Genomic DNA, 23,887 nt, shown 5'->3' with positions numbered 1-23,887 from the left:
ATGACGACCGACCTCCGCGACGCGCGACCCGGCCGGGTACTGGTCGTCGAGCCGGTCTCGTCCGGGACGGCGTTGCTGAGCGCCGCCCGGGACCTGGGGCTGCAGACGGTGGTGGCGTCCTTCGACGCCGACGACCGCCGTCTGCCGGACCGGGTCCGGCAGGACATCGACACCCTGGTCACCGTCGACACCAACGACGAGACCGCCCTCACGCAGGCCGCGATCCGGCTGCACGAGGACGGCGGCCTGCTCGGTGTCCTGCCGGGCTTCGAGTTCTACGTCCCCGTGGTCGCCAGACTCGCCGCTCGGCTGGGTCTGGCCGGGTTCGCGGAGGACTCGGTCGAGCAGGTCCGTGACAAGGCCGCGATGCGGCAGCGGATCGACGACGCCGGGCTCCGGGTGCCGCGGTGGGCCCCGGCGTCGTCGGCCGCCGAACTCGATGCCGCCGCCGACCACGTGGGCTTTCCCTGCGTCCTCAAGCCCACCGACTCGGCCGGCAGCGTCCACGTCAGCCGTGCCGACACCCGAGCCGAACTCCACCGGGCCTACCGCCTGCTGACTGCGGACTCCCGCCCGGACATGGGCCGTCGGCTCGACGGGCGGGTGCTGGTGGAGGAGTACCTCGACGGGCCGGAGGTCTCCGTCGAGGGCTGCGTGAGTGCCACCGGCGAGGTGACCATCGTGGCCGTCACCCGTAAACTCCTCGGCCCCGAACCGTACTTCGTGGAGCTGGGCCACATCGTCCAGGCCGGGCTCAGCACCGCCGAGCAGGACACCGTCGAGGCGTACGTCACCGACGTGGTCGCGGCGCTCGGGGTGCGGGTCGGACCGTTCCACTGCGAACTGCGGTTGCCCGGCGGCGAACCCGTTCTCATCGAACTCGGCGCCCGCATGGGCGGTGACCACATACCCGAGCTGGTCCAGCTGGCGACCGGCGTGTCCCTGCCCCACCTCGCGGTGGCCGCGCACGCGGGTCTGCCGCTGGACCCGGCCAGGCCGCCGACCGGCGTCCCGGCGACCGCGCCGCGCGCCAAGCACGCCGGCATCCGCTTCTTCACCGCGCCCGGCCGCTCCAGCTACCGCGCCGTCCCGGGCCTCGCGGACCTGCGGGCGCGGCCCGAGGTGCTGGATGTCGAGCTGTATCTGGCGCCGGGTGAGCCGATTCCGCCCGCGCACGACTTCCGCTGCCGGATCGGGCACGTCGTCTACGCCGCCGACTCGTACGCAGACGCCGTCGAGTTCGGGCATCTCATCGACCGTGGAGTGAGCTTTGAGTAACACCGCATCCCTGCCCGCGTCCGAGCACGAGCCCGAGCCCGAGTCCGATTCCCCGCCGCTGCTCCTGGTCATCAACCGGTACGACGACGAGTTCGGCGAGTACCACCGCTTCGTACCGGACGGCACCCACCGGCTGGCCTACCTCACCACCGAGGACGGCCTGCCGCCGCTGGACCGTGACACCGCCGTGGCCACCGTCGTCGTACCCGACCTGCGGTACGCCACCCTGCTGCCGCATGCCCGGCGTATCGCCGAGGCGCACGGACCGCTCGCCGGCATCGTCGGCGTCTCCGAGTTCGACCTGCTCACCGCCGCCGAACTGCGCAACGCCCTCGGCGTCCCCGGCTGGAGCACCGACTACGTCACCCGCTTCCGCGACAAGACCGTCATGAAGCGCTGGATCGGCTACGCGGGCATCCGCGCCCCCCGTTACCTGGGGCTGACCGACGCGGCCACCGCCGCCGCCCTCCTGGCACCCGATGCCGGACTGCCCGGCCTCCCGCTGATCCTCAAGCCACGCGACGGCGCCGCCTCCAAGGGCGTCCGGCTGGTCCGCAGCGAGGAGGAACTCGCCGCGGCACTGGGGGACATCGGCCCCGAGGCCCTCCACGGTTACGAGGCCGAGGAGTACGTCGAGGGCCGGATCCACCACGTGGACGGCATCCGCAGCGGTGGTCGCTTCCACTTCGCCACCGTCTCGGAGTACGTGAACACCTGCCTGGACTTCAACGGCGGCACCCCCCTCGGCTCGGTCCTCCTCGACCGCGGCCCACTCCACGAGCAGCTCACCGGCTTCGCCGCCGACTGCCTGGACGCCCTGGAGCTGTGGGACGGGCCCTTCCACCTGGAGCTGATCCTCACCGAGACCGGCGAGCCGGTGTTCCTGGAGGTCGGCCTGCGCCCCGGCGGCGCCGGCGTGCCCTTCCTCCACCGCGATCTGTTCGGCATCGACCTGTACTGCGAGGCCGTCCGCACCACGATCGGCCTGCCACCGCTCACCGACGAGGCCGAACTGCGCGGCATCGAGGCCTCCGGCGGCTGGCTGGTCTTCCCCGAACCCCGGCCCCTGCCCGCCCGGGTCACCGCCCGTGACTCCCTGGTCGGCGTGGTCCCCGAGGTGTACGCCGAGGCGCTTCCCGAGGTCGGCCACGTGTTCGACGGAGACGGCGGCTACGACCACGCCGGCGGGCGCTTCCTGCTGCGCGGTACCGGTCAGGCCGCGGTGCGCCGGGCCGTCCAGGAGGCCATCGTCCGCTACCGGCTGGTGGCCGAACCCGCCGCTGTGGAGGTCGGCGCGTGAGCGAGCTGCGTTTCCACTGGGGCTCCGCGCTGGACGACGGCCAGGAGAAGACCGCCCAGAAGTACGCCTCCGACGTCCTGGACCTCGACGGCGCGATCGACTTCACCCGTGAGGCCGACGAACTCGGCGTCGACTCCCTGCTGATGGCGCAGAGCTTCGACCTGCCGGACCCGCTGCCCATCATCGGCACCTTCATGCGCGAGACACAGCGGCTGAAGTTCATCCTGGCCTACCGGCCCGGCCTGCTCTCGCCGACCCTCTTCACCCAGGTCGTCAACACCCTGTCCTGGATGTCCGGCGGCCGTATCTCGCTCAACATGATCGCCGGCATCTCCCCGGCCGAACAGGCGTACTACGGGGACTTTCTGCCGCACGACGACCGCTACGCGCGCGCCGCCGAGTTCCTGGAGATCGCCCACCGCTTCTGGCGGGACCCGGCCACCCCCTTCGACTACGAAGGCGCCCACTACCAGCTGAAACAGGCCCAGTTGGGCCTGGGGTACCACGAGGGCGGCCGTCCGGAGATCTACGTCAGCGGTGCCTCGGCCGTCGCCCAGGCCAACGCCGTCAGATACGGGGACTGCTGGTTCCGCTATGCCGACGTCCCCGCGGCGATCGCGAAATCGGCCGAGCCCGTCCTCGCGCAGGGCTGCCGGGTCGGCCTGCGTATGCAGGTGCTGGCCCGCGAGACCCGCGAGGAGGCCCTGGCCGACCTGGCCGCGGTCGTCGCCGGCGGCGACGAGAAGCACCGTGAGTGGGTCGCCGAGTTCGTGGAACAGGGCGACTCCCAGGCCGTGAAGAACTCCTTCCGTCTTGCCGAGGAGGCCGGCCACGGCTGGCTCGACCCGGTGCTGTACTCGGGCGTCGTCGCCTACCGCGGCGGCCCGGCGCTGTGTCTGACCGGCAGCTACGAGGAGGTCGCCGAGGCCCTTCTCGCGTACAAGGCCGCCGGTGTCGGCGAGTTCATCCTCTCCGGCTGGCCCGCCCGTGACGAGATGCGGCGCTTCTTCACCCGCGTCCTGCCCCTGGTGCGCGCACTCGAACAGCGGGAACAGCGGGAGCCGACCGGGGCCGCGTCCGAACGGCAGACGGTCTGATGGCAGGCGAACGGGCCCGGCGTTCGCTGTTCTCGGGCGGCGTGCTGATCGGGCTCATGGCCCAGCAGATCGTGCTGTTCGCCGTCCCGCTGATCATCTACCGCGACACCGGCGAGGTCGCCGCGCTGGGACTGGCCTACGCGCTGGAATGGCTGCCCAACCTGGTGGCCTACCCCTTCGCCGGGGTGCTCGCCGACCGCGACGGCGGGGTACGGCTGTTCTCCCGGGCCAACCTCGGCCGGGCCGCGCTGCTCGGCATCGCGGTGGTGCTCTGTCTGGCCCTGCCCGGCTGGTCCACGCCGGTGCTCCTGGTCAACGGCGCCCTGCTCTCCACGCTGATGGCGGGCGTCCACATGTCCGTGGAGAAGGTCGTCCCGCAGATCGCCGAGGGCGAGAACCTGGCGAAGACGCAGTCCCTGGTGCAGAACATGGAACTGCTCGCCATGGCGCTCGGTCCGGGCCTGGCGGTCGTCGCCGTCCTCGTCCTGGGCAAGGTGGGGCTGCTGGGTCTGGCCGGCGCCATGTTCGCCACCGCCGCGGCCTGCTGGCTGCCGCTGCCCTGGCAGCGCCCCGAGCCGGTTCCTCGGCCCGCTACCGAAAGCTCCGGCGCCCTGCGGGACTCCGTGGCCGAGATACGACAGGGCTGGCGGCTGCTGGTCGGCAACCGGCCCGTGCTGATGCTCGCGGGCTTCAACTTCCTTATCAACCTGGTGGCTTCGGTGGCCCTGGCCACCAACGTGGCCGTCGTCACCGGTGTGTTCGAGGCCCCCGAGTCGACCTTCGCCCTGCTCAACACCTGTGTCGGCGTGATGGGCCTGATCAACCTCCTGCTCATCCCGCTGCTGCTGCGCCGATTCCAGATCAGTGCGCTGGGCGTGATCGGCTTCACCGGACTGTGCGGCGCGCTGCTGCTCCTCGGTTTCGCGTCGTCCCTCGCCGTCTACGCGGTGGCGTTCGTCGGGATGTGGGTCGCCGCCGCGTACTTCAACGTCTACAACCGCACCCAGCGGGTGAAGGCCATCCCCCGGGAGCATCTGGGCAAGGTCACGGGCTCGTTCTTCATCATCAACGACCTGGCCTTTCCGCTCGCCGGAGTACTCGTCGCGGTCGGCGGCGACGCGATCGGGCCGCAGCGGCTCACCGCCGTACTGACTCTGCCGCTGGCGCTGTTCGGGGTGGTGTTCCTGCCCCTCACCATCCGCGGTTTCCAACGGGCCCTGGCGGACCGCCCGACCGGCGCTGAGCCGGCTGCCACCACGACGGCCGTGACGGGAGGGCAGGCGTGAGCGCGCCGGTCCGCCGCCTGGCGGCACCTCTGGACGCGGACACGTTCCGCGAGGCCATGTCCCACCTGGCCACGGCCGTGTCCATCGTCACCACCACCGACGACCGGGGGCGTCGCCGGGGTTTCACCGCGGGCTCCGTCGTCTCCGTCTCCCTCGACCCGCCGCTGCTGCTGGTCGGCGTTGACAACCGCTCCAGCTGTCTGAACGCACTGACCGGCTCCCGCGAGTTCGCCGTCAACGTCCTGGGGGAGAGCCACCGCGGCCTCGCCGCCCTCTTCGCCCGGCACGGCGCCGACCGCTTCGACACCGCCGACGCCCACGAGTTCGCCCCCTGGCCCGGCTCTCAGGACGGCCCGCCGCTGCTCGCGGGGACCAACGCCGCCTACCGCTGCACGACCGTGAACAGCGTGCCGGCCGGCGACCACCACCTCGTCATCGGTCGGCTGACCGGCGTCGTCATGAACGAGCACGCCGAGCCGCCACTCGTCTGGTACCGCAGAGCCTTCGTCGCCACGGGAGATCCCCACCAGTGAACACCCCCGCACCCGCCCGAGACTTGCGCCGGATCGTCGTCACCGGTGCTCCCTTCCCCGAGCCCTCGGTCCGCGCACTGCACGCCGCCGGCTTCGAGGTCACCACTGCCCCCGGCGACCTCGACGAGGAGGGAGTGATCCAAGCACTCGACGGCGCCTGGGGTTACGTCCTCGGTGGCAGCGAGCAGGTGTCCGCCAAGGCCTGGGACAGGCTGCCGGACCTGGCCGTCGCCTGCTTCCTCGGCACCGGATACGCCTCCTTCATGGAGCTGCCCGCGGGCCCCTCGCCCATCCGCTTCGCCTACACCCCGCACGCCAACGCGGTCGCGGTCGCCGAGATGTCCCTCGCCCACATCCTCGACCTCGTCCGGGCTGTCACCCGCACCGCCACCGAGGTCGCCGAGGGCCGGTGGAGCGAGCGGTCCACTCCCTCCCTGGCCGGGGCCCGCCTGGGCATCGCGGGCATGGGCCACATCGGCCGCGAGCTGGCCCGGATGGCGCACGCCGCCTTCGGCACGGAGATCCTGTACTGGAACCGCACACCCCGGCCCGAGCTGGCGGCACTGCCCTACAAGGCGGTCGCGTCCCTCACCGACCTCTTCCACTCCGCCGACGTGGTGAGCCTCAACCTCGCCCACGAACCCGGCGTGAACGACGGAGTCGTCACCGCCGAACACCTGGGTGCGCTGGGGCCCTCCGGTTACCTCGTCAACTGTTCGCGCGCCGCACTGGTCGACCCGGCGGCCCTGCGGTCCGCCCTCGCCGAGGGCACCATCGCGGGCGCGTCCATCGACGGCTACTACACCGAGCCCACCCCCTCGCCCGCCGACGACCCCCACGGCCTGCTCGCCTTCGCCCCGACCCGCCTCCTTGTCACACCCCACAGCGGCTTCCACAGCACGCAGGCGATGACCAGGATGGCCGACATGGCGGTGGAGAACCTCCTGGCCGTACGACGCGGATCGACTCCGCCGCACGCCGTACCGGTGTAACCGGCTTCCATTCCCGCTGCCGGGACAGCGAGTTCAGGCGGTGTACGCGGTGTCCACCCTGTTGCCCTCGGCGCCGCCGGAGAAGGTGGACTTCCGGCAGTTGGGGGACTGGGCCATGGTGGGCGCCTCACAGTGCCTTCGACAGCCGGTGGATGAGGTCTCGGGACGCGGTGGGATCCAGCGTTGCCTCCCCACCCTCCGGAAAGCACGAACGGATCTCCCGGACGGCGATGTCCTGCGCCGTCTCGGACATGTCTGCCGCCGGACGACCGTGTGGGGACCGTGAAGAGTGTGTCGTGGCGGTTGTGAACGATCCGGATGCGGAGTGGCATTGGCCCTCTTTGTCTCCCCCGGCTCAGACCTGGTGGGCGGTATCCGACGAGTTCCGTACGCCCGGACACCTCCTCCTCGTCTCGGCCCTCCACCGCCCCCTACACCCGAAATAAGTTCCCGATAGGCTCAGCGCACCCCCATATCTCCCTCCCACCCCACACGACACGAACCCAGGACACCCGCCATGCCGCGACGCAGCACTTCAAGCCGGACGGGAAGCTCGTCGGGAGACCCGTCGGGAGATCCGTCGGGGCCCAGGAACCGCACGCCGCAGCCCCTGCCGAGGCGGCGGCGCAGCTTCGGTGACTTCGTCAAGGCGTTTCTCGCGTTCGTCGCCCTCGCCGGCCTGCTCGTGGGCGTGCCCTACGCGCTCGCCGTGGTCATCGGCTGGCCGTTCCCGGACGGATCGCCGTCCCTGGACTGGCTGCAGGAAGAGATCACGGTCAAGACGTTCACCGGTGTCCTCGGGGTCATCGTGTGGATCGCCTGGGCCCAGTTCACCGCGTGCGTGCTCGTCGAGGTGAAGGCCGCGCTGTCCGGGGTCGGGATGCCGGGACGGGTGCCCGGGGCCGGGCCGAGTCAGCTGCTCGCGCGGCAGCTGGTCGCCGCGCTGCTGCTCGTGGGTGCCACGGCGGCCTCCCTCACGCCGGGGCTTTCGCAGCTCGGACACAGCATGGACGGGAACCAGCAGGGCACCGTGGCGTCCGCCCAGGCCACGCCCGGCGGTTCGCTGACCGGGATGTTCGCGCAGCAGCAGGAACAGGCGGCCAGTACCGCAGCCGCGCTCGGCCGGCAGGCCGCCGATGCCGCGAGTCACGCGGAGGTCGGGGGGCCGTCGGTCAAAACCGGTGATACGAAGTACTACCGGATCCAGCCTCCCGAGGGCCGGCACCACGACTCCCTGTGGGAGATAGCGCAGCGCCACCTCGGCGACGGGCGCCGGTACGGCGAGATCTACCAGCTCAACAAGGACCGTGTGCAGCCCGACGGTTCGCGGCTCTCCGAGGCCAGTCTGATCCGCCCCGGCTGGATCATGGAGATGCCCGGCGACGCCCGCGGCGGCGACCTCGTCGAGATGCCCAGCACCGGCACCACAGCTTCCGGGGTCAGCACCACCGCTCCCGGCACCGACACCAGTGCCCCCGACGCCGGTTCCACTGTCGCCCCGCAGGTCGCGCAGCAGATCAACCAGTACGCGCAGACCGGCGACCACGCTCAACGAGCAGGCGGCGGCCGACAGGGCGGCACCGCCTCCCTCGACACCGACACCACCCGCATCAGCCTCACCGACCGGCGCGCCGCAACCGGCTCCCAGGCCACCCCCGCCGCACAGCAGGAGCAGCACGCCGAAGCCGCGACCGCAGCCTCCGCCGAGTCCGCCGAATCCGGCGCCGGCTTCTCCTTCGGTCTCCCCGAAGCCCTCGTCGGCGCCCCCCTTCTCGCCGCCGGTCTCCTCGGCGCCCTCGGACGTCGGCGCCGGCAGGCCCTGTGGCAGTCGGCGATCGGTGCGGTCGGCGGGCGGCGCGGTATGGAGCCGCCCACGCCGACCGGTGCCGCCGCCGACGCCCAGGACGCGCTCCTCATCGGCGCCGACCCCGAAGGCGTACGCCTGCTGGACCGCTCGCTGCGCGGCCTCGCCGCCTCCCTCGCCGGAGAGTCCCGCCCGCTCCCCACCGTCTACGCCGCCTGGCTCAGCAACGGTGACCTGCATCTCCAGCTCGCCCAGCCCGCCGGGAAGCCCCCGGCCCCGTGGCAGCTCGGGCAGGACCAGACCTTCTGGCTGCTGTCCCGGACCGATGCCGAGCGGTACGAGGATGTCGACACCGCCGCTCCCTACCCGGGCCTCGTCAGCCTCGGGACCATGGACGACTCACGCCTGCTGCTCAACCTGGAGTCCGTGCCGGGCATCGTCTCGCTGAGCGGGAGCGAGTCCGACCGGGCCGCCGTGTTCGCCTCCGTCGCCGCCGAGTTGGCCACCAACGGCTGGTCGGACCGGATGACCATCACCCTCGTCGGATTCGGCCAGGACCTCACCGCCCTCGCCCCCAACCGGCTGCGCCACCTCGACGACATCGAGGCCCTCGTCGAGACGATGGAGGCCGAGACCAGGCAGCGGCGCGGTGCGCTCGGTGCCGCCGGTCACGACTCGGTCCTCACCGGCCGCACCGGGCCCGCCCAGCACACCCGTTGGGCCCCGCACCTCGTCCTCCTCGCGGCCGAACCCTCCGCCGACGACGCCGTCAAGCTCGCCGAACTCGCCGCCGAGGCGAGCAGGTTGGGCATCGGATACCTCGTCGGCACCGACAGCGGTGATCTGCCCGGCGCCGCCTGGGAGTTGGAGATCACCGGCGAGGGCAAGCTCCTCGCGCCCCTCCTCGGGCTCGAACTCGACGCTCAGTTGCTGCCCGTTGCCCAACAGCGGGCGATCGTCGAGCTGTTCGTCGGCGCCGACCCCGAACACGCTCCGGACGGACCGGCGACCACGCCCCCCTTCCTCGTCGACATCAGCGAGCAGGGGCGGCCGGCGGTGTACGCCCGGCTCGTGGGCCCGTACGAGATCATCGGCCTCGACACCCCCGACGGGGAGCGCAGCCCGCTCCAACACGAGGCGCTCGCACTGCTGTTGCTGCACCGCGAAGGTGTGCACCCGCGTGTACTGGCCTCTGCGCTCTGGCCGCGCGGTGTCACCGACGACGTACGCGAGGCGCTCCTCGAGCGGCTGCGTGTCTGGCTCGGCACCGACCCCGACGGCGCCCCCCGACTCGCCACCGACGCGGGCGGGCGGCTCACGCTCGCCAAGTCGGTCGTGTCCGACCTGGATGTGCTGCGCTCCCTCTACCACGAGGCCACGCAGGGCAAGGGCGTCGACAGCCGCGTCGTACGCGGCAGGCTCCTCACCGACGCGCTCGTGCTGGTGCGCGGGCCACTCCTCGCCGACCGTCCCGAGGGCCGTTACGGCTGGCTCACGCACGAGATCATCGACGCCCAACTCCCGCTGCTGGTCGCGGACATCGGGCTCGCGCTCGCCGAGTTCCACCTCGTGAAGAACCGGGCGGAAAGGGCCATCGAGGCGCTCAACGCCGCCCTCAACTCCGCCCCCGGCGACGAGCGACTGTGGCACGAACTCCTGCGCGCCACGCACTCCACCGGCGACACGGACAAGCTCCAGCAGGTCGCCGTCGATCTGATCCGCCGCAGCGGCGCACGCGGGCTGCCGCCCCGCACCGAGGCGCTCCTCGACGAACTGCTGCCGACGTGGCGCGACGACACGGCGGCTGCGGGATGAGCGCTGCGGGATGAGCATCGACCAACTGCTCGTGGTGGTCGCCGCGCTGTGGGGCGCGGCGGCCGGAACGCTCGTACCCCGCGCCGCCCACCGGTTCTCCGTCCCGCCCGAGGAGCCCTGGCGGGACAGCTGTCCCCAGGGCCATCCCCTGGGCGGCCGGTTGGGCGGCTGGCTGGGCCTGGCCCGGTGCACGACCTGCGCCGGTCCGGGCACCAAGGGCCGGCCGGACGCCGGGCACGTGACAGCGAACGCGGCCGACACCTCGTCCGATGGAAGCCGGTCGTCCGACGCAAGCGCGTCGTACGGGCCCAGCACTCCACTCCTCGCCCTCGCCACCGGGCTCGTCTGTGCCGCGCTCGCCACTGCGACCGGTACCCGGCCCGAGCTCGGGGCCTGGCTGCTGCTGGCGCCCGTAGGGGTGCTGCTCGCGGTCGTGGACTTCCGGGTGCAGCGGCTGCCCGACCCGCTGACCCTGCCGCTGGCCGCCGCCGCCCTCGTCCTGCTGGGCGTGGCCGCGCTGCTGCCCGAGCACGCCGGCGACTGGCCCACCGCCCTGCTGGGCGCTCTGGTGCTCGCGGGCGTGTACTTCGTGCTCTTCCTCATCAGCCCCGACGGCATGGGCTTCGGCGATGTGAAGCTCGCCCTCGGCCTCGGGGCGGTGCTGGGCTGGTACGGCTGGGGGAGTGTCGTGCTCGGCACCTTCGCCGGGTTTCTGTTCGGCGGGGTGTACGGGATCCCGCTCGTCATCGCGCGGCGGATCGGTCGCCGTACGTCCATCCCGTTCGGGCCGTTCCTGATCGCGGGCGCGTTCGTCGGGCTGCTGATCGGGGCTTACGCGGCCTGAGGTGAGGCGTGACAGGACGCTGACGTGAGGCGCGGCAGGGCACTGACGTAGGCTGGAACGGTCCGCCCCACGCCTTCCGAAAGGACGCCCGGTGACCGAGAACGCCGACCATATGTCGTTTGATGTCACAGCCGTCCTCGAACGTGCCGCGGCGGGCGGGCGGATCACCCCCGAAGAGGCGCTCCACCTCTACCGCGACGCCCCGCTGCACGCCCTCGGCTCGGCCGCCGACGCCGTACGCCGCCGCCGTTACGCGGGTACGGAGCACATCGCGACGTACATCATCGAGCGCAACATCAACTACACGAACGTGTGCGTCACGGCGTGCAAGTTCTGCGCCTTCTACGCCGCCCCCAAGGATACGGCCAAGGGCTGGACCCGCGACCTCGACGACATCCTGCGCCGGTGCGCGGAGACCGTCGAACTCGGCGGTACACAGATCATGTTCCAGGGCGGCCACCACCCGGACTACGGCGTCGAGTACTACGAGAAGCACTTCGCCGCGATCAAGGCCGACTTCCCGCAGCTCGTCATCCACAGCCTGGGGGCGAGCGAGGTCGAGCACATGGCCCGGATCTCGAAGGTGTCGGTCGAGGAGGCGATCACCCGTATCCACGAGGCCGGTCTCGACTCCTTCGCCGGCGCCGGCGCGGAACTCCTTCCCGAGCGTCCCCGCAAGGCCATCGCGCCCCTCAAGGAGTCCGGCGAACGCTGGCTGGAGATCATGGAGACCGCGCACGGGCTGGGCGTCGAATCGACGTCCACCATGCTCATGGGCACCGGCGAGACCAACGCCGAGCGCATCGAGCACCTGCGGATGATCCGTGACGTACAGGACCGGACGGGCGGCTTCCGCGCCTTCATCCCGTACACCTACCAGCCCGAGAACAACCACCTCAAGGGCCGTACGCAGGCCACGATCTTCGAGTACCTGCGCATGATCGCCATCGCCCGCCTGTTCATGGACAACATCGCCCACATCCAGGGCTCGTGGCTCACCACGGGCAAGGAGGCCGGCCAGCTGTCCCTGCACTACGGCGCGGACGACCTCGGCTCGATCATGCTGGAGGAGAACGTCGTCTCCGCCGCGGGCGCCAAGCACCGCTCCAACCGTATGGAGATCATCGACCTGATCCGCAGGGCGGGCCGCGTCCCCGCCCAGCGGACCACGACGTACGAGCACATCGTCGTCCACGACGACCCGGCGAACGACCCGGTCGACGAGCGCGTCATGTCCCACATCTCGTCCACCGCGATCGAGGGCGGCACGGCTCACCCCGAGCTCAAGCTCCTGGCTTCCAACTAGCAAGCACAGCACAGACCGTGCTGACGATTCACGCCGCCGACGAGGTCCGGGTCGGCTGGGACGCCGAGCCCCTGAAGGACGGTGCCGTCGCGGTCGACGGCAACCGCGTCGCCGCCCTGGGCTCACTCGCTGAACTGGCGGAACTGTTCCCGGGGGCGAGGGTGCGGCAATGGCCGGGCGCCCTGGGCCCCGGCCTCGTCCACGAAGGCCCGCTCCCGGACGCCCCGAGCCCACGCGAACGCGTGCACGCCGTGCTGAAGGGGGGAGCGGTGGCGGTACTGGAGGAGTACGTCACCTCACCCGACCTACGATCAGCGGCGGCTCGTAACGACGTCGCCGTACTGATGCGGACACGGATTCCGGCGATCGTCCAGGGCGGGCGGGCGGACCTGGCGGTATTCGACGAAGGCGGGGCGTGCTTGGCGACGGTATGCGCAGGACGCCTAATCCACAGACGCCGGTGAGGTGTCGCTTTTAGGGGCGCGGGGCTGTGACATTGTGCGGCTCCGCCGCGTGGGCGCGAAAAGCACCCACGGCCCCGCATCCGACAAACGACCCTTCTCACCCCGAAAACGCCACCCCAAAAGCCCCCGCATCCTGAGAAACCCCACTGCAATTGGTTGCCGCATCATCGGACGAGGAAACATCATCCTCACACTCCTGGTCCCGAAACGTCGACCACATGGACACCCAGGCAACCCCCTTCTCCTCCGCGAACGCCCGCACCTCCGCCGCGTCCGCCAGAGAGAACGTCTCATTGGCGACGTCATTCACACCGATCATCGACGTCAACGCCATCCCCTGCCAGGCCCCCTCCTCCGACAGCCCGAAGATGTCGGCGAGCTGGTCATGTGTCGCCGCGGCCGACGTGAGCGCGTACTCGCCCATGTCGTCCTTGTAGTCGCTGCCGTAGTTCATCGTCATGATGTTGACGGTGGACACCTGTACGGAGTTGTTGTTGGCCGAGTCGAGCAGGGCCACGCTGTCGTCGTCGAGGCCGGTCGGCATGACTGGCAGGGTGAAGGAGACGCTCAGGTCGGTGCGCTCCTTCTGCAGCAGGGCGATCGCCTTCGAACGCAGCTCGACGGAGGCGGAGTCGGTGAGGGTGTCGCCCTCGACGTCGAAGTCGGCCTGGGTCGAACCGGCGGCGTCCAGGGCCGCGCCGTAGGCCTTGGCCAGCGCGGACGCACTGTCGCAGACCTCGGCCAGCTCCTTGCCGGACGCGCCGCCGAAGGAGACCCGGACCGAGCCGCCGGTCGCCGCGAGCTTCGCTGTGCGGGACTTGACGGCCGAGTCGCCGATGGCCGTCGTACCGTTCCACTTCGGCGTACAGGTCGTACCGTCCGAGATCACGAACGCCAGGTTGTACGCCGTCGGTGAGCCCGCGCTGTCGTTGTCGTTCGCGTCGGTGGCGCTGACGTACGGGGCGAACTCGGTCGTCGAGGCGGTGCTCGCCGAGGGGGAGGCGCTCGCCTGGGCCTGTTCGGAAGGGGTCGCGGACGCGGCGCCGGAGCCGCTGCCCGTGTCGCCGTTCGTGTCGCTGTCCGAGCCGGATGTGCACCCGGCGCAGGTCAGCGCCACCAGACATGTGAATCCGGCGGCCGACCCAAGGAAACGCCTCATCGCGCATGCACCCGCTCTCGTGATTTCTGTCTCAGTTATGTGTTGGTGATGTCCGAGTGATATCCGTCTCAGGACGGAAACAAAGTGCGTTTCCGAAGTGGATCCCGAGTGGATCCGGAGTGGAAAGGTCTCACACGAGACTGTCCTTCATGAGGGCGGTGAACACACAGCGAGCTCATGGACAGCGCACCGTGAAGGGCGCGAATGGGGCAAGCAAGCGGGACAATCGGCTCCTTTCCATCGAGGGCGGGTTGCGCAGGCTTCCGGGGAGACTCTCAGGAGATGCACAGGTTAAGGAGTTTCTCATGGGCGTCTCACATGAGAATCAGAGTTTCGGTCACATAAAGCCCTCCTAATGTCCGGGGAATGCATTCCGAGCCTGACATCGAAAACCGTGCCGCCGGCCGCGGCCGGCGCCGTAAGAGCGGCAAGGGGTCCGACGGGTCCGTGGACGGTCCCGTGTTCGTCGACAACTCCGGCCGCCGGGCGAGACTGCTGCGCCGGTTCGGCACCTTCCTCGGTGTCGCCTGTCTTGGGTATGCCGTCGTGCTCGGCATGGCCTTCATGGGCTGGGGCACGTCGCTCACTCCGTCGTCGCTGCTGCCTTTCGGAGGCGGGGGCCGGGTCGGCAACCAGGGGCCGGGCAGCAACCAGCAGCCGCAGGGCGGCTTCGGAGCAGCCCGGTCGGGCGCTCCCACCGGAGCCGTCACCCCGCCCGTCAGGCCCTCCGGCGCCCCGCCGGCGGGCATCGCCACGGGCGAGCCGCCCGCTTCGGCACCGACCGCGACCGCCACCGCGTCCGCCTCCGCGGACGCCAACTGACCGGAACGCAGCCACCATATGACTACGACGACCACCTCACGACGCGGCCGCAGGCGCGCTCCCTCGAAGGTGCAGCGGGCCGCAGGCAAGGCCGCGGCGCTGCAGAAACCGCGAGTCATCCTCGCCATGCTGCTCCTGCTCGCGCTGACCAGCGTGATGCTGCTCGACGGCTATCTGCGCGCGGAGGTCGGCGGCGACCAGCGCGTACGCACCGGGGCCAGCTCCAGCGACGTACCCGACAAGGTCATCGACGGCGGGCCGATAGTCAGCTTCCGCAACGGGCAGGCCGTGACCCGGTCCGTGCCGGAGAAGACCATCGCGCTCACCTTCGACGACGGTCCGAACCCCACCTGGACGCCCCAGGTCCTCAAGATCCTTGAGGAGTGCGACGTCCCCGGCACGTTCTTCGTGGTCGGCTCGATGGTGTCGCGCTACCCGGACATCGTGGAGACGGCGGTCGAACAGGGCAACGAGATCGGCATCCACACCTTCACGCACGTCGACCTCTCCTACCAGAGCGACGCCCGCGTCAACCGCGAGATGCAGCAGACGCAGCTCGCGCTGGCGGGCGCGGCCGGCATCACGACGACGCTGTTCCGGGCGCCGTACTCGTCGGAGGCGGACGCCATCGACAACTACAGCTGGCCCGTCTACAAGAAGCTCGGCGAGGAGGGCTACACCAGCGTCTTCGTGGACACGGACAGCGACGACTGGAAGCGGCCCGGTGTCTCGAAGATCATCAAGTGGGCCACGCCGGAGGACGGCAAGGGCGCCTCGGTGCTCTTCCACGACGCCGGCGGCGAGCGCTCACAGACGATCAAGGCACTGCCGACGTACATCAAGAAGATGAAGGCGGCCGGCTACACCTTCACCACCATCAGCGGCGCGATCCAGCAGCAGGCGTCGAGCGCGCAGCAGACGGCCACCGGTACGGGTACGGCGGCAGGTTCGGGTACGGGGGCCACCGCGGGCTCGGGTACGGGCACAGACGCGGCCACGGGTGCTCCGGGCACCGCCGAGGGCCAGCAGCCCGGCGGCGCGCCGACCGGCCAACCGGGCAACGGGCAGCAGGGCAACGGCCAGTTCGGCAACGGACAGGCAGGCAACGGACAGACGGGCAACGGCCCGGGAGGCACGGGCACATCGAGCCTCCAGGCCGCCCACCGCACCGCCACCGGCGCGACCCTCTACGAGGGCAAGGCCCTCATCGCGGCCGTGGCGGTCGCCGAATGGGCCGTACCGGGGTTGGCGACCGGACTCGCGGTCGTCGGCTTCGCCGTCATGGGCCGGTTCGGGATGATGCTGATCCTCGCCCGCCGCCACTACCGCCAACGCAACCGGAAGCGTGGCAAGGGCGGCAAGGGCGGCAAGTTCAGCTGGGGACCGACGGTCACCAGGCCGGTGACCGTGATCGTGCCCGCGTACAACGAGAAGGAGTGCATCGCCAACACCCTTGAGTCGCTGGCGAAGAGCACCCACCCGATCGAGATCATCGTCGTCGACGACGGTTCTGACGACAACACGTCCCAGATCGCACGCGACGCGGCCCTCTCCTTCGGCATGACGAACGTCCGGGTTATCCGCCAGGAGAACGCGGGCAAGCCGGCCGCCCTCAACAACGGTGTACGCAGCGCCAGTTACGACATCGTCGTGATGATGGACGGCGACACCGTCTTCGAACCGGACGCCGTGCACCAGCTCGTGCAGCCCTTCGCCGACCCCGAGGTCGGCGCGGTCGCGGGCAACGCCAAGGTCGGCAACCGCAACACGATCATCGGCGCCTGGCAGCACATCGAGTACGTGATGGGCTTCAACCTCGACCGTCGTATGTACGACCTGCTGCGCTGTATGCCGACCATCCCCGGCGCGATCGGCGCGTTCCGTCGAGACGCGGTCATCGAGGTCGGCGGCATGAGCGAGGACACGCTCGCCGAGGACACCGACATCACCATCGCGATGCACCGTGCGGGCTGGCGGGTCGTCTACCAGGAGCACGCCAGGGCCTGGACGGAGGCGCCCGCCTCGCTCAAGCAGCTGTGGTCGCAGCGCTACCGATGGTCGTACGGCACCATGCAGGCCCTCTGGAAGCACCGCAAGTCCCTGACGGACAAGGGTCCTTCGGGCCGCTTCGGCCGCGTGGGCATGCCATTGGTGGTCATCTTCCAGATCGTCACGCCGGTCTTCGCACCGCTGATCGACGTCTTCACGGCCTACTCGATGATTTTCATCGACTTCCAGGCGGCCCTGCTGGCGTGGCTCGCGGTCCTGGGCATCCAACTCGTCTGCGCCGCCTACGCGTTCCGCCTGGACCGCGAGAAGTACCGCTACCTGCTGATGATGCCGCTGCAGCAACTGGCCTACCGCCAGATGATGTACCTCGTCCTCATCCACTCCTGCATCACCGCCCTCACCGGCGGTCGACTGCGCTGGCAGAAACTGAAGCGCACGGGCGAGGTCGGCACCCCGGCGGGGGCGAACCGATGAGCTGGGGGACGGATCAACAGGGCTACGGCCACAACCAGAACCATGCCTACGGCAACAACTACGGCTACGGAAACGAGCACGGGCAACAGCCGTATCCCGCCCAGCAGCCGTACCCGCAGGAGCCTTACCCCCAGCAGTACGTCGACTACGGCCAGGTCGACTACGGCCAAGTCTCCTACGAGCAGCAGGAGTACGCCCCCGAGCACGTGGAGGAGCAGGTGGCGGAGCCGGACGCCGCCTCCACCGACACCAGCTTCACCGACACCAAGGAGACCGAGCTCCCGCCGAAGGCGAGGAAACCGGCGGACCGCGACCGCTACTTCGACACCCTCCGAGCCGTCGCCCTGGTCCGCGTCGTCACCTACCACACCTTCGGGTGGGCCTGGGCCGGCATGGTGTTCCCCTCCATGGGGATCATGTTCGCCCTGGCCGGCACGCTGATGGCGAAGTCCCTGGAACGCCCCGCGCTCAAGGTGATCAGAAGCCGGGTCCGCCGGCTCCTGCCCCCCTTCTGGTTCTGGGGTTTCTTCGTGATCGTCGCGATGATGGTCCACGACTGGATGCCGGGCTGGCAGATCGTCTTCTGGGTGGTGCCACTGGGCGACCCGCCGGGCAACGCCTGGGGCCAGCAGGCCTGGGAGATCCTCTGGTACCTGCGCACATACCTCTGGTTCGTCCTCCTCTCGCCGCTCCTGCTGCGGACGTTCCGCCTGGCCCCGGTGGCCGTACTCCTCCTCTCCCTGGCCCCGATCGTGGTGCTCCACAACTTCTGGGAGCCCCCGGACAACCGCTTCGGCAGTGGCCTCACCGACCTGGCGACCTTCCTCTTCTGCTGGGTCCTCGGCTTCGCGCACCGCGAGGGCGTCCTGCAGCGCCTCAAGCCGGCGCTGGTGGTCCTCCTCTCCCTGGCCGCCATCGGCTTCGGCGGCTGGTACGCCTTCACCCACCAGGCCGAGACGGGCTCCTACGACCTCGACGACATCCCGCTCGCGCAGGCGTTCTGGTCGGCGGGCTTCGTGACGCTGCTGATGTACGCGAAGGCGCACTTCGAGATCGACTTCGCGGGGCTGACCCGCTACAAGCGGCTCGACCGGATCGTGACGATCTTCAACGCGCGCGCCGTCACGCTCTACCTCTGGCACGAGATCGCGCTGATCCTGGCCGTCCCGCTGATCGACCAGTTCTGGAACGTCCCCGCCTTCGAGAAGTACCTGCCGCTGGAGAGCCAGTGGTTCATGTTCGGCATCGGCTGGATCCTGATCGCCGTGTTCATCCTGCTGTGCGGCTGGGTGGAGGACGTCGCCGCCAAGAAGAAACCGAAACTGCTGCCGTAGGCGGCCGGCCGAGTGGTGCGGCGAGGGGCCGGGCGCTTCAGGTACGCCCGGCCCGCGCCCGTGCCGCCGGGATACCGTGACGTACGTACTGCCACAATGGGCACGTGACCCGCGCATCCCTGAACAAGCAGCCGCATGAAGTCGCCTCGATGTTCGACGACGTGGCGGAACGGTACGACCTCACGAACGACGTGCTGTCGCTCGGCCAGGACCGCGTGTGGCGCAAGGAGGTTGCCAAGGCGGTCGACGCCCGCCCGGCGCAGAAGATCCTCGACCTGGCCGCCGGTACGGCCACGTCCTCCCTCCCCTTCGCCCGCACGGGTGCGTATGTCGTCCCCTGCGACTTCTCGCTCGGCATGCTCAGGGTCGGCAAGCGGAACCACCCCTGGCTGCCCTTCACGGCGGGCGACGCCACCAAGCTGCCCTTCAAGGACGACACCTTCGACGCGGTGACGATCTCCTTCGGGCTGCGCAACGTCCAGGACACGGGCGCGGCGCTGCGTGAGCTGTACCGGGTCACGCGCCCCGGCGGACGGGTCGTGATCTGCGAGTTCTCACACCCGACCTGGGCACCCTTCCGCACGGTGTACACGGAGTACCTGATGCGCGCCCTGCCTCCGGTCGCCCGCGCGGTCTCCTCGAACCCCGACGCGTACGTCTACCTCGCCGAGTCCATCCGCGCCTGGCCCGACCAGCCGGCCCTGGCCGAACTGCTGCGCGAAGCAGGCTGGTCGAAGACGGCCTGGCGCAACCTCACGGGCGGTGTCGTGGCCCTGCACCGAGGCTTCAAGCAGCCGTAGCTGTCGCGGCCCTCTCCCTGTTTGTCTGTTGCCCTGTTCCCTGCCGGTCACCTGATCATCTCGAACGCGTCCCCCGGCCGGTCCAGTTCACGCTCCAGTCCGCCCCTGGGCGGCTTCGGCAGCCGGGGCTCGCGCACCCCCGCGCCCCCGCCGCCTTCTCCCTCCCCGAAGTCGAACCACACGGTGACGACGGCACCGCGTGGTATCGCGACGCCGGGCGGCGGATACTGCCGTACGACGTGGTCGACGACGGTGAGCTGGAATTCGGGCCGGTCGGGCGCGGCGAGGAGCACCCCGTGTGCTCTGGCCCTCTCGCGCGCGTCCATGGCCATCAGGCCGACGAGTTTCGGTACGCGCACATCGGGTGTGTTGGGTGTTCTGTGCACAGACGGTCACCCCCAGCGGTACGGGCAGGGTAACCCCGGCCGCGTACCGCCCGGAAGCGCTAAGTGTTTTTCCGCGCCAAATTACTACCGTCTGTAATTGGTTGTGGTCGCAGACCAAGCTGGTCGCAGACCAAGCTGATCGCAGATCGAGTGGTTACGGATCAACCTGGTTACAGATCAAGCCGATAGCAGTGCCCCTCCTGCTCCAGCGTCGGCGTCGTGAAGATGTCGGTGAGCCGCATGCCCAGCCGCCGGGTGACCGCGATGGACCGCTCGTTGCGGGAGAGGACCATCGCGACCACGCTGGACACCCCCGCCGAACGCACTCGCTCCAGCGTCAACTCGGCCGCCGCGGTGGCGTACCCCTGGCCCCAGTGGGCCCGGCCGAGCCGCCAGCCGATCTCGATCTCGCCCTTGGGCCCCCAGTCCTGTGGCCACGGTTGGGCACCCGTGAAGCCGATGACCTGGTCCGACTCGTCAAGCATGGTCCACAGGCAGAACCCGTACTCGGCGTCGTGCCGGCGCTGGCGGGCGGTGAGTTCCTCGTAGACGGAAAGTTCCGCCGACCTGCCCCCGTGGAACTCCATGACATCGGGGTCGTCGAAGACCCGGTGCCAGGCGAAGGCGTCCTCGTCGGTGGGAACACGGAGGCGTACTGCGGGGAGCGCTCGGTTCACGGGGCAGCCCTTCAGCCGGGTGATCAGTGCTGCTGAATAGACTGCCCATGTCCAGTGCCTGTCGGCACACAGATTTGAGAGTCTTGGGGAGAACCCGTCGTGACCGAGCCCCTCTCCGAAAACACCGCCGATGTGATCGTCGTCGGGGCCGGGCCAGCCGGTTCCACCACCGCCTACTACCTGGCGAAGGCCGGACTCGACGTACTGCTGCTGGAGAAGACCAGCTTCCCGCGCGAAAAGGTCTGCGGCGACGGCCTCACGCCGCGGGCGACCAAGCAGCTCGTCTCGATGGGCATCGACATCTCCGAGGAGGCCGGCTGGCTCCGGAACAAGGGCCTCCGCATCATCGGCGGCGGTGTCCGCCTCCAGCTCGACTGGCCGGAACTCGCCTCCTTCCCCGACTACGGCCTCGTCCGCAAACGCGACGACTTCGACGAACAGCTCGCCCATCAGGCCCAGAAGGCGGGCGCGCGACTGTACGAACGCTGCAACGTCGGCGCCCCGATCACCGACGACCGCACCGGCCGTATCACCGGCGTGCACGCGAAACTCGGTGAGGACAAGCGCGAGGTCACCTTCCACGCCCCGCTGGTGGTCGCGGCCGACGGCAACTCCACCCGCCTTTCCCTGGCGATGGGCCTGCACCGCCGCGAGGACCGCCCGATGGGCGTCGCGGTCCGTACGTACTTCACCTCTCCGCGCCACGAGGACGACTACCTGGAGTCCTGGCTGGAACTCTGGGACCGGCGAGGGGCCGAGGACCGCCTGCTCCCGGGCTACGGCTGGATCTTCGGCATGGGCGACGGCACCTCGAACGTCGGTCTCGGGGTGCTCAACACCTCGGACTCCTTCAAGGAACTCGACTGGCGCGAGGTGCTGAAGGCCTGGTGCGCGTCGATGCCGGAGGACTGGGGTTACACCCCCGACAACATGACCGGCCCGATCCGCGGCGCCGCCCTCCCCATGGCCTTCAACCGGCAGCCCCACTACACGAAGGGCCTGCTGCTCGTCGGTGACGCCGGCGGCATGGTGAACCCCTTCAACGGCGAGGGCATCGCCTACGCCATGGAATCCGGCCAGATCGCCGCCGACGTCATCGTCCAGGCCCACGCGCGGGCCACACCGGCCCAGCGGGAGGTCGCGCTCCAGCGCTACCCGCGCGTGCTCAAGGACACCTACGGCGGCTACTACACGCTGGGCCGCGCCTTCGTGAAGCTCATCGGCAACCCGAAGGTCATGAAGATCGCGGCCGAACGCGGTCTGACCCACCCCCTGCTGATGAAGTTCACCCTGAAGATGCTGGCCAACCTGACCGACCCGACGGGCGGCGACGCGATGGACCGGATCATCAACGGCCTGAGCAAGGTGGCGCCGAAGGCGTGATAGGCGGAAGCCCTCTCTGAAGGCGAGGCCCCCTCAGGGGGTCAGGGCCCCGTAGGGGCGGAGAGCGCGAAAAGGTGGGGGAGGGGGCGGAGAAGGACCGAGGGCGGAGAAGGGGTGAGGGTCGCTGCCCACCAGCGGCAACGACCCTCACACGTGAACCCCTGCAACTGCCCGCTCAGAGAACGCGCACCGCGCCCGACGCCGGGTATCCGGAGAGGTCCTGGACGACGACGCCCTTGGACGGGTTGGCCGCGTCCAGGTACTGGCCGTTCCCCACGTACACCGCTACGTGGTACGCCGAACCCTTCGCACCCCAGTACAGGATGTCGCCGACCTCGAGGTTCGACAGGGAGACCTCGGTGCCCTGCATCGACTGGTCCTGCGAGACCCGGGGAAGATCCACGCCGACCTGCTTGAACGCGGCCTGGACCAGGGCGGAGCAGTCCCACGCGTTGGGGCCCGTGGCGCCCATGACGTAGGCGTCGCCCAACTGCGCGTTGAGGAAGGCGATGACGGTCGCGACGCTGCCACTGGAGGGCGCGGCCACCTGCGTCGTCCCCGAGCTGGAGGCGGAGGTGGAAGTGGAAGTGGAGGCGGCCAGCGTGGCGCGCTCGGCGGAGCGGGAGACGGCGGCCTCCGCAGCGGCCTTGCGAGCGGCCTCGGCCTTCTCCTTGGCCTCCGCCTTCTGCTTGGCCTCCGCGAGGTCCTTCCTGGCCTCCTGAGCCGCCTTGGAGGCCGCGGCGTCACGCTCGGCCGCGAGCTCGTAGTTCGCGGCGGCCAGCTGCGTGGCGTCCGCGGACTCGGCGATCTGAGTGGCCAGGTCGGCCGTGAGGGTGGGCAGTTCGATGGTCTGCGGCCCGGACTCGGCGGCGTACGCCGCACCGGACGCACCCGCCACTGCCAGGGTGCTGAGAACGCCACCGGCGACTCCGGCGCGCATCGCCAGCGACGAGGTGCCGGCACGCCGGGGCTTCCGGTGGCTTCGTATGTGAGCGGTAGCGGTGTGGGACATGGGTACTAGCGGTACCAGCGACTCCTCCATACCTTCAAGAAACGTGTGGTGCGCCACAGTTGTTCAATGGAGCCCCCAAATTCACGGACTGTCACTCTTTATTGACGCCGTAACGGGCATTGCGGACATGGGTGATCACGCCTGTGATCATGCACTTTCATCGGTACGCCCCAATTGCCCGCTGCCTACCATTGGTTGCGGTCGGTGGCCAACCCCCGATCTTCACAGACCTTCACGGGTGTGGCACAGGTCACGGAACGGTCACCGGTCGGGGTGCGTCCCGTGAGGGAATCGCCGATCGCCGCCGCTCGTGAATGCGTGCACGCACATCCGTCCGTCCACATTCGCTACGCGGCTCCCCCTCATGTGTGAACGCGCTCCACTATCAAGCCACCCTGTCCATCTCCAATTTGCATGCAAGAGAAGTCTCTTGATATTGAGATGCCGCCCGTGACCAGCGATGACCGGAGAAAATGTCACCACTGGTGATCACGTGGACGCTTCGGGTGCGAAGATCACCGCTCATCCGTCTTCATGATCCTTCGTCGGGTGGTGGAGATCACAAAGGTTCGGTAATGCCCCGTGTCGCAGATCACAGACGGTCGGGCATAGGATGCGGGGCAGTTGGGCTTGTGACCTGCTTCACATGTTCGCGATCTTCGTCTGGACGGGCGGGGTTGGCGGGCGGACGGGGCGGCGCGGGCCCATGCAATCGCCAGCAGTCAGTGCCGACTGAGAGGAGCGAGGAGCGGTGAACGCGTATGCGCCCATCCTCGTACTGGGAGCCCTCGGGGCAGGCTTTGCGATCTTCTCCGTGATCATGGCTTCGCTCATCGGCCCGAAGCGGTACAACCGGGCCAAACTCGAAGCTTATGAATGCGGGATCGAGCCGACACCCACGCCGGCCGGCGGTGGGCGATTCCCCATCAAGTACTACCTGACGGCGATGCTCTTCATCGTCTTCGACATCGAGATCGTCTTCCTCTACCCCTGGGCCGTCACCTTCGACGCCCTGGGTGTTTTCGGGCTCGTGGAGATGTTGCTCTTCGTGCTCACCGTCTTCGTGGCGTACGCGTACGTATGGCGGCGCGGCGGCCTGGAATGGGACTGA

General features: G+C 69.6%; 21 protein-coding genes. 16 read left to right on the top strand and 5 right to left on the bottom strand.

The window, feature by feature from the left end; translation table 11 throughout:
• Genes G3I56_RS37685 through G3I56_RS37660 form a run of 6 tightly spaced genes read left to right on the top strand, consistent with a single transcriptional unit; the run spans position 1 to position 6,486 of the window.
• Positions 1 to 1,278, top strand: coding sequence for an ATP-grasp domain-containing protein (locus G3I56_RS37685; protein ID WP_164417133.1), 1,278 nt, complete (start codon positions 1 to 3; stop codon positions 1,276 to 1,278).
• On the top strand, positions 1,271 to 2,578 hold the full coding sequence (locus tag G3I56_RS37680) for an ATP-grasp domain-containing protein (RefSeq protein WP_164417131.1): 1,308 nt from the start codon (positions 1,271 to 1,273) through the stop codon (positions 2,576 to 2,578). The genes G3I56_RS37685 and G3I56_RS37680 overlap by 8 nt, the downstream gene beginning before the upstream one ends.
• On the top strand, positions 2,575 to 3,675 hold the full coding sequence (locus tag G3I56_RS37675) for an LLM class flavin-dependent oxidoreductase (protein WP_164417129.1): 1,101 nt from the start codon (positions 2,575 to 2,577) through the stop codon (positions 3,673 to 3,675). The genes G3I56_RS37680 and G3I56_RS37675 overlap by 4 nt, the downstream gene beginning before the upstream one ends.
• Positions 3,675 to 4,961 (top strand): MFS transporter, encoded by a 1,287-nt coding sequence (locus G3I56_RS37670; protein WP_164417127.1) that lies wholly within the window; start codon positions 3,675 to 3,677, stop codon positions 4,959 to 4,961. Before G3I56_RS37675 ends, G3I56_RS37670 begins: the two co-directional genes overlap by 1 nt.
• The gene (locus tag G3I56_RS37665) at positions 4,958 to 5,494 is read left to right on the top strand and encodes a flavin reductase family protein (RefSeq protein ID WP_343240175.1); all 537 of its coding nucleotides are present in this window, start codon (positions 4,958 to 4,960) and stop codon (positions 5,492 to 5,494) included. Before G3I56_RS37670 ends, G3I56_RS37665 begins: the two co-directional genes overlap by 4 nt.
• Positions 5,491 to 6,486 (top strand): NAD(P)-dependent oxidoreductase, encoded by a 996-nt coding sequence (locus G3I56_RS37660; protein ID WP_164417125.1) that lies wholly within the window; start codon positions 5,491 to 5,493, stop codon positions 6,484 to 6,486. Before G3I56_RS37665 ends, G3I56_RS37660 begins: the two co-directional genes overlap by 4 nt.
• 127 nt (positions 6,487 to 6,613) lie before the next feature.
• On the opposite strand, the gene G3I56_RS44895 is transcribed toward G3I56_RS37660, so the two are convergent.
• Positions 6,614 to 6,739 (bottom strand): hypothetical protein, encoded by a 126-nt coding sequence (locus G3I56_RS44895; protein WP_275406943.1) that lies wholly within the window; start codon positions 6,737 to 6,739, stop codon positions 6,614 to 6,616.
• A gap of 264 nt (positions 6,740 to 7,003) precedes the next feature.
• On the opposite strand from G3I56_RS44895, the gene G3I56_RS37655 reads away from it, so the two are divergent.
• From G3I56_RS37655 to G3I56_RS37640, 4 genes are all read left to right on the top strand, one after another.
• Positions 7,004 to 10,105 (top strand): bacterial transcriptional activator domain-containing protein, encoded by a 3,102-nt coding sequence (locus tag G3I56_RS37655; protein WP_164417123.1) that lies wholly within the window; start codon positions 7,004 to 7,006, stop codon positions 10,103 to 10,105.
• Between the two features lie 10 nt (positions 10,106 to 10,115).
• Entirely contained in the window at positions 10,116 to 10,949 is an 834-nt protein-coding gene (locus G3I56_RS37650) for an A24 family peptidase (protein WP_164417120.1), read from the top strand.
• A gap of 112 nt (positions 10,950 to 11,061) precedes the next feature.
• On the top strand, positions 11,062 to 12,255 hold the full coding sequence (mqnC, locus tag G3I56_RS37645) for a cyclic dehypoxanthinyl futalosine synthase (RefSeq protein WP_164417173.1): 1,194 nt from the start codon (positions 11,062 to 11,064) through the stop codon (positions 12,253 to 12,255).
• Between the two features lie 17 nt (positions 12,256 to 12,272).
• Positions 12,273 to 12,719: a hypothetical protein gene (locus G3I56_RS37640; protein WP_164417118.1), complete on the top strand. Its 447-nt coding sequence runs from the start codon at positions 12,273 to 12,275 to the stop codon at positions 12,717 to 12,719.
• 97 nt (positions 12,720 to 12,816) lie between these two features.
• Here the strand turns inward: G3I56_RS37640 and G3I56_RS37635 are convergent, their stop codons facing one another.
• On the bottom strand, positions 12,817 to 13,878 hold the full coding sequence (locus G3I56_RS37635; RefSeq protein WP_164417116.1) for a chitinase: 1,062 nt from the start codon (positions 13,876 to 13,878) through the stop codon (positions 12,817 to 12,819).
• 366 nt (positions 13,879 to 14,244) lie between these two features.
• Between G3I56_RS37635 and G3I56_RS37630 the strand changes: the two genes are divergently transcribed.
• The 4 genes from G3I56_RS37630 to G3I56_RS37615 all read left to right on the top strand — a co-directional run bounded on the left by G3I56_RS37630 (position 14,245) and on the right by G3I56_RS37615 (position 19,318).
• A complete protein-coding gene (locus tag G3I56_RS37630; RefSeq protein ID WP_164417114.1) occupies positions 14,245 to 14,700 on the top strand; it encodes a hypothetical protein in 456 nt (151 codons plus the stop codon).
• Positions 14,701 to 14,718: 18 nt separating this feature from the next.
• Complete coding sequence (locus tag G3I56_RS37625; RefSeq protein WP_164417112.1) at positions 14,719 to 17,184, top strand: bifunctional polysaccharide deacetylase/glycosyltransferase family 2 protein; 2,466 nt, start codon at positions 14,719 to 14,721, stop codon at positions 17,182 to 17,184.
• Positions 17,181 to 18,518, top strand: a complete 1,338-nt coding sequence (locus G3I56_RS37620; RefSeq protein ID WP_164417110.1) for an acyltransferase — start codon at positions 17,181 to 17,183, stop codon at positions 18,516 to 18,518. Before G3I56_RS37625 ends, G3I56_RS37620 begins: the two co-directional genes overlap by 4 nt.
• Positions 18,519 to 18,622: 104 nt before the next feature.
• On the top strand, positions 18,623 to 19,318 hold the full coding sequence (locus G3I56_RS37615; RefSeq protein WP_164313565.1) for a demethylmenaquinone methyltransferase: 696 nt from the start codon (positions 18,623 to 18,625) through the stop codon (positions 19,316 to 19,318).
• A 47-nt stretch (positions 19,319 to 19,365) separates the two neighbouring features.
• On the opposite strand, the gene G3I56_RS37610 is transcribed toward G3I56_RS37615, so the two are convergent.
• Together G3I56_RS37610 and G3I56_RS37605 are read right to left on the bottom strand one after the other, a co-directional pair.
• Positions 19,366 to 19,704 (bottom strand): PASTA domain-containing protein, encoded by a 339-nt coding sequence (locus G3I56_RS37610; RefSeq protein WP_164417108.1) that lies wholly within the window; start codon positions 19,702 to 19,704, stop codon positions 19,366 to 19,368.
• A gap of 170 nt (positions 19,705 to 19,874) precedes the next feature.
• Complete coding sequence (locus G3I56_RS37605; RefSeq protein WP_164417106.1) at positions 19,875 to 20,381, bottom strand: GNAT family N-acetyltransferase; 507 nt, start codon at positions 20,379 to 20,381, stop codon at positions 19,875 to 19,877.
• 99 nt (positions 20,382 to 20,480) lie between these two features.
• Here G3I56_RS37605 and G3I56_RS37600 point away from each other — a divergent pair, with 99 nt between their 5' ends.
• Entirely contained in the window at positions 20,481 to 21,764 is a 1,284-nt protein-coding gene (locus G3I56_RS37600) for a geranylgeranyl reductase family protein (RefSeq protein WP_164417104.1), read from the top strand.
• 175 nt (positions 21,765 to 21,939) lie between these two features.
• On the opposite strand, the gene G3I56_RS37595 is transcribed toward G3I56_RS37600, so the two are convergent.
• The gene (locus G3I56_RS37595; protein ID WP_164417102.1) at positions 21,940 to 22,806 is read right to left on the bottom strand and encodes a C40 family peptidase; all 867 of its coding nucleotides are present in this window, start codon (positions 22,804 to 22,806) and stop codon (positions 21,940 to 21,942) included.
• Between the two features lie 721 nt (positions 22,807 to 23,527).
• Between G3I56_RS37595 and G3I56_RS37590 the strand changes: the two genes are divergently transcribed.
• Positions 23,528 to 23,887, top strand: a complete 360-nt coding sequence (locus G3I56_RS37590; RefSeq protein WP_005476348.1) for an NADH-quinone oxidoreductase subunit A — start codon at positions 23,528 to 23,530, stop codon at positions 23,885 to 23,887.

The organism is Streptomyces sp. SID12488 (genome assembly GCF_010548275.1).
Classification (GTDB): domain Bacteria; phylum Actinomycetota; class Actinomycetes; order Streptomycetales; family Streptomycetaceae; genus Streptomyces.
The sequence above is the reverse complement of the archived record's forward strand: the minus strand, read 5'-3'. Positions and strand labels throughout refer to the sequence as shown.